Source organism: Alicyclobacillus kakegawensis NBRC 103104, assembly GCF_001552655.1.
Taxonomy (GTDB): domain Bacteria; phylum Bacillota; class Bacilli; order Alicyclobacillales; family Alicyclobacillaceae; genus Alicyclobacillus_G; species Alicyclobacillus_G kakegawensis.
Genome location: NZ_BCRP01000005.1, coordinates 210241 through 219288, shown reverse-complemented (window position 1 = coordinate 219288; position 9048 = coordinate 210241). Strand labels below are relative to the sequence as shown.

The following is a 9048-nucleotide window of genomic DNA, read 5'->3' as shown; positions in this document are numbered from 1 at the left end:
TTTTGTCGTTTTATTGGACGTGCTCAATCTCAAACCCCAAATCCTCAATCATCTGCCAATCCGCTTCCGCTGCGAGGATAATCCATATGGAAAACAAGATGCGTTGGGCCTGACATTCCGTGACATGATTGTCCTGCGCCACATTATGTGTTATACTGGTCTATGCCTGTAGTCAGGCGTCGCGTCCGTTGTGTAGTGCGGTGCATCGATGGGCGGAAGTGGCTCAGGGGTAGAGCATCGCCTTGCCAAGGCGAGGGTCGCGGGTTCGAATCCCGTCTTCCGCTCCAAACTGGGCCCATAGCTCAGTTGGTTAGAGCGGCCGGCTCATAACCGGTTGGTCCTAGGTTCGAGTCCTAGTGGGCCCACCACAACGAACATCCGAAGCCCAGAAACCCTTGCATGGCAAGGGTTTTTCTCTTTTGACAATCGGGCAAGCAACAAGAAATCTACAAGGCGCTATTCATTCCCTTCCCACTCGCCCAGCATGGCGTTCGACCTCGGTGTGGAGGCCGAGCTCCATGTCCAACAGCCTGAACACAACGTTCCAGCCTGAACACAACGCTGCATCTGTGAGGCGAGCTGCATCCGCGAGTGAAGAAACCGTGCCCGCTGCCAGGTGTCTCCCACCTTCCCGTGTGTGATCGATTTGCGTTCCGTCATGCGCCACGCTCGAAGCCGACGAATATCGTATAGCGTTCAGAACGACTCCTGCCCAACCCTGGATCAGGGGGACCTGGACCTGGACCTGAAACATGTCAAATCAGGGGCGTGGCCGATATGACGAGCGGATCGTGGAAAACGGTGAAAACGTGGCTGAGTGGGTCTGTCTATGTAGCGGCAAACCGTCTCGGGCTGCACCATTGGGGGTTCTTGCCGCGGCTATCGCCTGGTGAGGGATTTCCGCAATCGGTGGCTGCTGGAGATCCGACGCCGACCGGGGCCGTCCTCTGGACGCGGGTCCATCCGTCCGTCTCCCGTGGACTGCGTGTCGCCAGCCTTCCCCCAGGGCACGTACAGTGGCTGGAAGAGGTGGGCCGGCCATCGTCGCGGCGGGCTTGGCGCCACATGCTGGCGCAGGCCATTCGCAGCGGCCGGTTTGTGCTGTTTGAGGTTGCCCGAGATCCCCAGTTCCAACAACCCGCGCTGAAAGGGTTTGCCCCCATTTGCGGCGATTTCGACAATGTGGTCAAGGTCGACCTGGATGGACGCCTGCGCCCGAAGACGACGTATTATTACCGATTTGTGACCAAAGACGGGCATGTCAGCCGCCCGGGGCGGTTCAAGACCTTGCCGCCGGAGGGCGATCCGCTTTCGTCCCTCCGTCTGGGGTATGTTACCTGCGCCGATTATACCAACGGGTACTACCACGCGTACCGGTTCCTGGCCGAGGAGGACGTCGATTTGGTCATCCATCTCGGCGATTACATCTATGAATCCGTCGCCGACGCGAAGTTTCAAGCCCCGCTGCCGGACCGCGCGCTGCGCCTCCCCGACGGCAGGCTGAAAGCTACGACGCTGGCGGATTATCGCAGCTTGTACCAGACGTACCGGGCGGACGCAGACCTGCAGGCGTTGCACGAACGGCACGCGATGGTCGCGGTGTGGGATGATCACGAATTTGCCAACGACGGATACGTGGACGTGGCGCCCGACGACGGCCTGGAAGCCGACGGAGACCGGCGGCGTGCTGCCACGCAAGCGTGGCTGGAATACATGCCCGTGCGCATTCCTCTGGCAACGCAGCAAGATGCCGGTTCATTCCGGCTCTACAGGTCGTTGCGGGTGGGCAACCTAGCGGAGCTCATCCTGACCGACGAACGACTCTACCGGAGCCCGCATCCGTGCGGATCGAAAGTGATGGGACAGCGCTATCTGACGCCCGGGTGCCCGCAGATGTTCAGCCCCAGCCAGTCGATGCTCGGGGCTGGGGTCTGCAACCAGCGGGAGTGGCTCGTGGATTGCCTGGCCAACTCGCCCGCCGTGTGGAAGCTGTGGCTGAATGAGGTGCACTTTACCCAGCTGAAGCTGCTTGGCCTCTATTGGAACCTGGACGCCTGGGACGGGTATTCCGCAGAGCGTGCCTGGCTGTTGAGGAAAATTCAGGCGGCGAGAGTCAAAAACTTCGTCGTCCTCACGGGGGATATGCATGCTTTTGAAGCCAGCCTGATACCGTCCCACTTTTCCTCCGTGCGTCCCGGGAAGAACCTTGGGGTCGAGTTGATGACCGGATCGGTCACGTCGGCCAATCTCAAAGAAACCGTGGAGCAGGTGTTGTTCGCCCGTCCGGCCCGTGGCTTGCCCTTTCCTCCCTCTGTCGCAAAGAAGCTGGTCCAGCACGTGTGGAAGCCGCTGCAGGACGGGGCGCAGGAATACATCGAACGGTTCTTGCAGGAGGTCTCCCGTGTCATCTGCCGCGAAAACCCGTGGATAAAATGGTTAAATACCACGGAGCATGGTTACTGTATCCTGGAGCTGACGCCGGAGAGGCTCACCTGGACGGTGTACTCGGTGGGAGACATCCGCCTGCCTTCGGGTGCCAATAAGCAAATTTTGTACCAGTGTGAGGTGCCTTCCGGCCAGCCGTCCCTGCGCGTCCTTCAGCGTGCAGGGGATTCCCCTGCGAAGCATTCGAGCGCCTAAACAAAGGTGGCTGTCGATCCGCTCCGTCACATGCGACCCGGTGAGGCGGTCTGGCGCGAGGGAAGGTGGACACGCGTGAAGAAGCGAAACGACACATGTGGGAAGATGCCGAAATCGGGTACAATCGTCACGAAGCGGTTGGCATCGGGAATTATGCAGGACGGGTTGTGCGCTGCCGCCGCGTCCGGAGCACCAGCAACACGAGGAACAGCGCCCACGGTACGCTGTACAGTACGAGTGCCCAGTGGCTGCCGGCATCGGTGCCGCTCAGCAGGCCGTGCAGCGTGACCAGGATGAACACCGGGATGGACAGGTAGTGGATAGTCCGCCACACCTTGGGTCCAATCATCGGGCGCAGATACGAGGTGAGAATCAGGACGAGGACGCCGTACATTCCTAGGACCCCGAGCGCCACCGGCAGCGGCCGGTACGACGAAACGAACGGAAGCAACAGGCGTTGCAGCGAGAAAGGGATAGTCGTATCCTCGTGCAGTCCCCACAGGTGCAGAGCGAGAAATGCCAGCAGAAAAAGGGCGATGAACTGGTGCAGGTCCGTCGCTAATTTGCGCGCCCGCCACCTATCCCACAGCCCGCCGGCGCTGGCCATGCCGAGCAGCACGCTCGCGGCCAGCAGCTCGTACACCGTGAAACCAGCCGCCCGCTCCATGTACCAAAAGAACTGATTGGTACCCGCCTGTGTGTGGTACAATACGTGCACCAATCCGTACGATCCGGTGATCATCAAGAACAGAAACAGGCCCGCGCTCAACAGGGCAGGTGTCTGCCGTTCATTCACCAGTTCCAAGCGTGAATCACCCTTCCGTGTTTGGTCATAATCACCCAACCGTCAGGCGCGTGACGGCGCAGCCAAGGCACCCCATCGGTGCTGCCGAGGAGGAGGGCGGCCTTGGTCAGCACCTCGGCCGCCGCTAACCGCGGGTGAAGGACGCTGCAGGAGACCACGTCGGTTTCCGCCGGCCGGCCTGTGCGCGGATCGATGAGGTGGTGCAGAGTGGCGCCTGCGCGTTGCCAGCGGCGGCGGTAGGTACCGCTGGTCGCCAGCGAGAGATTGTCCACATCGAGCGTCAACAGCATCCGTGCAGGCTCCTGTGGATCTGCGATGCCGACTTGCCACGGCCGCTCGCCGTGTCGCCCGGAGCAGACCATGTCACCGCCCGCGCTGACGATAAAGTCGTGAACGCCGTGGCTGCGCAGATACAGGGCGGCCTGCTCCACAATCCACCCTTTGGCGAGCCCTCCCAGGTCCAGCCTGTAGCCGGGCGCCACCCGAACGCGTCGTTCCGATTCACGAACCTCGAGCGGGCAAGCCGCGCCTGATGCGGGCGGCAGCGTGGGTACCGGATCCTCCGAGGGGGAGGGCAGCATGTCGAACGACACCGCATAGCCCAGGCTCTCCAACCATGTGCCGAGGCAGGGGTTGAAGAGGCCAGCCGTCGCCTTGAATCCTTCGACGGCCAAGGCAGCCACGCGCGCCGTCGCGGGGTGGACGGGTACCCATGTCCCGGGCCGCAAGTTGACCCGGGCGACGTCACTGTCCGGTCGGAACCGCGATAGCCGCCCTTCGTGCTCACGGATGATGGATTCCGCTGTGTCCAGTAGAGTTTCGATATCTACCTCGATGGACGGTGGCGCGATGGCGATTTCCGCCGTCGTCCCCATGGCGGAGAACGTCCTCGTGTGCATGGTCGGCCTCACGACGCGTGTGACTGAACATCCGAATGGTTTCCAGGGCTGATGCCGGCACTGCCTTGTCCGCCGCCGTCAAACAGCCCGGACTCGCCGGAACTGCCATAGTTGTCACCATAAGACCCGTGGTGGTGACCATACCCGTCGCCGTAGCCATAGTTCCCGGACTCTTCTGACCCAGACGACCCAAATTGCGACCCTGGTTCAGTCCCGCCGCCAGATTGGGCTCCTGAACTCGCGCCATCACCGCCGGAACCCGTGCTTGAGTTCCTATGCGAGTGGGCGCCCGCGCCGCCGCTGGACGTGGCAGAGGATATGGGGCTGGCCTTTGCGGATTGGTGGATGTTGTACCAAATGGTGAAAAAACCGGCGACACTGGTGATAACCGTGCCCCAGGTGAAGACAGATAGCAGTCGCGCGCGCACCGCGCTTCGCTGTTTTCGATCCGATTTCAAGTCGGTGGATTTCGCCATCCATTTCGCCTCCTCGAGGCACCATGGGCTTGTTATTCTGGAGTATAGGCGGTGATGATTGAAAAAGTCTCAAATCAGGCAGTTGCATAGGAGGCGAAGTCTGGGTAAAATAGAGGGGTAACTGCGGAGGCATTGAAGGGGACTGGCTCGGGAAGGGCCTGTGCGGCAGTAACCTACACAGGTACGCAGTTTGTCCGGAAAGATATGCGGGTGTAGTTCAATGGTAGAACTCCAGCCTTCCAAGCTGGTAGCGGGGGTTCGATTCCCCTCACCCGCTCCATACAGAAGCAGGAAAATCCACTGTCCGGGGAGACACCAGGCAGTGGATTTTTTATTTTCAAGTGAGTGGAGCCATATGCCAAGGTGGAGACCCAAGACGAGAGTATCCGTTGGCGCTCATGAACCTAAATTTTCCGATAACCTTCTGCGCTGTAGTCATCTTTGTACGGGGCGTCGTCATGGAATTAAGGCCTTGTAAGTGTAATAAGCATCCAAGCAATAATGCACCATCATCTTCTATTACGAGTTGCCTCCAAACCTGCTCTCCACATATGGCTGACTGCTATCACATATGCCTCAATGCTATACTGAATTCCTTTCAATATCCGTGGTTCGCGGTATGGATGGTGGTGCAGGACTTTATGTCGCGCGACATGCAATTTAGGGTGTGGGTGCGGGACATATGAGCGATGGTGGTGACTCAGGTCTTCTGGAAGACCAAATGTTGCGGCGATCCTTCGGACGAATGCTCGGTGCCATTGTGTAATGTAATTCAGCATATATATTTTATCTCCTTTCCTACATAAAGGAATTATGTAGATTAAATTACAATTGTAGACACCGTCATGACCGTGTGCGACTCGGTTCTCTAACATTGTTAGAGTGGTAGTCTGAATATACTCCTGGATGTGTTAGACTGTCAAGAAGATGACCTCAAGGGGCAAGAGACGATGGCACTCAACAAGGATCAAATTGTGGAAGAGGCACTCAGACTGCTGAATGAAGTCGGCCTTGAGGGCGTAACGTTGCGAGCATTGGCCAAGAGACTGGGTGTACAGGCTCCAACTTTATATTGGCACTTTAAGAATAAGGCGGCTCTGATCAACGCCATGGCGGAAGGCATACTGCAGTCGGAATTTAAGGGTCTTCGGCCACGGGGTTCTGATGAGACCTGGCAAGAGTGGTTAATCGACGTACTGAATCGGTTGCGGAAAGCCATGCTGTCTTATACCGATGGGGGGCGGGTTGTTGCGGGGGCCCATCTATGTTCGACTTTGTTAGACGTGTCCGAGGTAGCCATCAGGACGCTCTACACTTCTGGTGTTAGCCTGCGGGAGTCACGGTTGATAGTACTGACCGCCATTCACTTTACCTTTGGACAGGTAATTGAGGAGCAAACCCCACTTGTCACAGACATGACTGAGGATTTTGATATGGAACAGTTTAAGAAGGATCATCCCACCTTGGTGGCAGGTATCGAGGAGTATTTTAGTGCTGGCCACACGGCGGATGATCTCTTTAATGACGGGCTACGACTTATTGTGCATTCGGGCGTGTAAGGTTTGAGTAGGTTCTGCGTGGTAGCAGGAGTGACGGGGATAAGAGAGAAGAGACCTCACGAAGCATGACACGAAAAGGGTCAATGCGCGCATTGAAGATTCTTGCATTCATGCACAGGTCGAGAGATTCAAGATACAGTGAGGACCGGGTCGACACGCCCGGTCCGTTTTGCATAACTGCATAGCCCGTACGTTTTTATATTCCGAGTCCAATATGTTGAGGACGTCGGTGTTGTGCCAACTGTCTCGTGAAGTCCGGTTTCGTTGAGCCCGATCTCCTTTGGGTGGCAAAGAATCAACTTTGACGTGCCACGTACGAAACAGAGTTGCCAGCACGCTGTGCCCCGCAGCTAAACGGTACTGATTTTCCACGTCCTCTTCGTCATCGAAGATGAATTTCACAAGTTCGCGGTACTGTTCGTGAGTGAGGTGAACCCATTCGAAGCGATAACGAAACGGATCTTCCTTCGCTCCGGTCCATGCAATGGCCCGCACTGCAAGCGGTGTGGAGGACAGTCCCTCGATAGCAATTTTCCATTCCCCAGATAACACCAAACTTGCATAGGGGAGTTCCACACGTATGCCGGTTTCGCTGATGTCTACGGAATAGCCTTCATAGCATTCCCTGTCATTGAAGACCTTACAATGCACTTGCTTTGGAAATCGCTCCGTCCGGCGATAACGCGGTTGCTCAATACTCACAAAGATGCTCAGGATTACAGCGACGGTGTTGTACAAATTCCACAGTTCATTGACCACATATGCCCCGCCAATTGCATGAGTGGTCACCAGAGAATGCATTGAGGCCACAAAACCACTGAGGCAGAAACCCAATAATACGCAGTGAGTCCAAAACACCTTCGACGCGATTCGAACGCTGGATTGTGTGACCCCTTTTCGGGTCACATGAAACCGGTTCTTGTGGGCTATGCCCAAAGTCTCGGCAAGCGCCGAGCGGGCCAAGACCGGAGCTTGCGCCGTTTCGTAAATGTGGCTCCAATACAGATTTCTTCGATCACCTGCCAATACTCGGAAAGTGAGCATACTGGCAAGAAACTTCGGCAACCACATGGCCGCAAGAGGAAGCAAAGCCGCACGCAACGGCTGGATACCAAAATCGAGATAAAGAATTGGAGCCGCAATAAAAATAATCTTTTGTACTCCGAAATACCAATATAGTACGCCCGACATATAAATGAATCGCTGCATCATCCGCAGCCCAGGCAGAGTCAGTGGATTCCACTTCTTTGCTACTTGAAGATTGCCGCGACACCACCGGTCTCTCTGATGCAATAATTCTTCAAAGCTCTCAGGAGAAAGCCCCTTGGCCAACACGTCTCGGACAAACTTGCCCTTGTATCCGCGGGCTTGTAATAGCATCGAAGTGGCCACATCTTCCGTCAAAGTCCCCGTCAGGAACCCCCCGATTGTCTCTAAAGCCCTGCGCGAAAACACCGTGTTGCTGCCGACATACATTACAGAATTAAAGGATTCGCGAGCGCTCTGCATTTCAATCATGAAAAAGTCTTGTTCATTAGTCACTTGATCATTCGAACGCAGATTGTGCTGAAACAGATCGGGATTAAAGAAAATCTGAGGGGCCTGAACAAAGGCAACCCGGCGCTTTTTGAAGTACCCTACCGTTCGCTTAAGAAAGAACGATTTGGGTACCATATCTGCGTCCAAGGTGACAATAAGCTCTCCTTTTGTCTTGGAAAGCGCATAGTTCAAATTGCCTGCCTTCGCGTGTTCTCGGGTCGGGCGTGCAATATAGTGAATTCCTAGTTGTTCCGCGAGAGATCTTACCTCGTTCCGGCATCCATCGTCCAACACATAGACGTTCAGTTTGTCCTTCGGATAATCCAAATAAGTGCATGCCGTCAACGTACGACGCAACACTTCGAGTGGTTCATTGTAGGTGGCAATGAAAACATCGACGGATGGGTAGTAATCCAATGTGCTGAGGCGATGGGGCCGTCTAACCCGGGGGGCCGCCATGATACGGTAAAAAATCATCTGTTGTATGCAGCCGAGCGCTTCTGCCGAAAGTAACAAGACAGATACGAACGCATTGAGTATGTTGGTTAAGCATAACGTATAGCATGCTCTCCAAAACAAGTATGCTATTTCTAGCAGTGCAGTATATAACGCCATCCATCCAGCTCGGATACTGTGTCGCTTAACTAGAAAATATAGCAGTATGACGAAAGTTGACTGAGCGAGCATGTAAGTTACTACATATCTGTCCAAATGATAGTCCATCCCGTATACTATCGCGTTCATATTCATGGTTTCTTATGTAATCATCCCCCTAATACTGACATCTCACACCGACAAAATGCGGATCCAGTCGTGTGGAAACGACGTATATCGATCTATGTCGATGTATGTCATCGTAACCTGAGTATAGAATACCAGTCAAAATCAGAACAAGCGTTTGTGGGGGTGGTCAATTTGTCATAGGAAAACAACTATCCCGCATTCGACAGGACAGTGGAGTTGTCTCCCTTTGGGTTCGATTCCCCCCACTCCAAAGCGAAAGAAGGGACCACCCTGAGGAGGTGGTCCTTTCTGCATTTTCGCTACTTGATATGGAAAACATTAGCAGAGTTCATCGAGGCCTGTTTCCCCATAGCCAAAGGAAGGCCGAAGGAAGACAAGGGGGACAG

6 protein-coding genes and 3 tRNA genes are annotated in these 9048 nt (G+C 55.5%); 5 read left to right on the top strand and 4 right to left on the bottom strand.

Features of this window, described 5'->3' with window-relative positions:
- Positions 1-212 precede the first annotated feature (212 nt).
- The 3 genes from AK2_RS06220 to AK2_RS06210 all read left to right on the top strand — a co-directional run bounded on the left by AK2_RS06220 (position 213) and on the right by AK2_RS06210 (position 2640).
- Positions 213-287 (top strand) — tRNA-Gly (locus tag AK2_RS06220).
- A gap of 4 nt (positions 288-291) precedes the next feature.
- Positions 292-368, top strand: a tRNA-Ile gene (locus AK2_RS06215).
- 409 nt (positions 369-777) lie between these two features.
- Positions 778-2640 carry an alkaline phosphatase D family protein gene (locus AK2_RS06210; RefSeq protein WP_067932478.1) on the top strand — a complete coding sequence of 621 codons (1863 nt, stop codon included), beginning with the start codon at positions 778-780 and terminating at the stop codon, positions 2638-2640.
- 151 nt (positions 2641-2791) lie between these two features.
- On the opposite strand, the gene AK2_RS06205 is transcribed toward AK2_RS06210, so the two are convergent.
- From AK2_RS06205 to AK2_RS06195, 3 genes are read right to left on the bottom strand one after another with little or no spacing between them, the layout of a single operon-like run.
- On the bottom strand, positions 2792-3436 hold the full coding sequence (locus AK2_RS06205; protein WP_245632796.1) for a ferric reductase-like transmembrane domain-containing protein: 645 nt from the start codon (positions 3434-3436) through the stop codon (positions 2792-2794).
- Positions 3433-4344: an FAD:protein FMN transferase gene (locus AK2_RS06200; RefSeq protein WP_083520900.1), complete on the bottom strand. Its 912-nt coding sequence runs from the start codon at positions 4342-4344 to the stop codon at positions 3433-3435. Before AK2_RS06200 ends, AK2_RS06205 begins: the two co-directional genes overlap by 4 nt.
- 8 nt (positions 4345-4352) lie before the next feature.
- Positions 4353-4820: a hypothetical protein gene (locus tag AK2_RS06195; protein WP_067932474.1), complete on the bottom strand. Its 468-nt coding sequence runs from the start codon at positions 4818-4820 to the stop codon at positions 4353-4355.
- A gap of 206 nt (positions 4821-5026) precedes the next feature.
- Between AK2_RS06195 and AK2_RS06190 the strand changes: the two genes are divergently transcribed.
- Positions 5027-5100, top strand: a tRNA-Gly gene (locus tag AK2_RS06190).
- A 670-nt stretch (positions 5101-5770) separates the two neighbouring features.
- Entirely contained in the window at positions 5771-6379 is a 609-nt protein-coding gene (locus AK2_RS06185) for a TetR family transcriptional regulator (protein WP_067932473.1), read from the top strand.
- Between the two features lie 108 nt (positions 6380-6487).
- Here AK2_RS06185 and AK2_RS06180 read toward each other — a convergent pair whose 3' ends face one another.
- Entirely contained in the window at positions 6488-8395 is a 1908-nt protein-coding gene (locus AK2_RS06180; RefSeq protein WP_217994673.1) for a glycosyltransferase, read from the bottom strand.
- Positions 8396-9048 lie beyond the last annotated feature (653 nt).